This window comes from Vibrio sp. 1069 (assembly GCF_033340555.1).
Window position 1 is genome coordinate 1 of record NZ_JAWOWP010000922.1, and the last position, 524, is coordinate 524.

Below are 524 nucleotides of genomic sequence, written 5' to 3' on the forward strand. Positions count from 1 at the left end.
CAATTGGAAGCACGAACTACGATGTAGCGGATCAACTTGCTAACTTGGGCATGGAGGCGATTCATCCCAATGCTGCCGCTGGTTTGCGCGAAAGTGGGATTGAGCTGCAAATCAAAAACACGTTTGAGCCAGAACATGAAGGTACGTTGATATCTTCAGGGTATCGCCCAGAAGAAGACAAAGTGGAAATCATCGCCGGTAAAGAAAAGGTCTTCGCACTGCACTTGTTCGATCAAGCTATGGTCGGCAAGGTTGACAACGTGAGTTACGAATTGATGGAAATCATCTCTGATGCACGCGTCAGCTTGATCGGTAAAGAGATGAACGCTAACTCGATTACGTATTACCTTGGCGGTAGCTCGGACAGCTTAAACAAAGTGTTATACAAGGCCGAAAAACGTTACCCGAATGCTTCCATTAAAGGGCGAATGGTTGCGCTAATTTCAGCCATCGGTTCTCACATCGACACTAACAAAACGTTAGCGAAAGGCGTACTTTCTCTCATGAACAGCGGTGTCACCCCG

Annotated in this window: 1 pseudogene; it reads left to right on the forward strand. The window is 47.1% G+C overall.

Annotated features, from left to right (window positions below):
* Positions 1-524 (forward strand): annotated as a pseudogene (locus tag R7040_RS29825) (aspartate kinase); the annotation flags it as partial.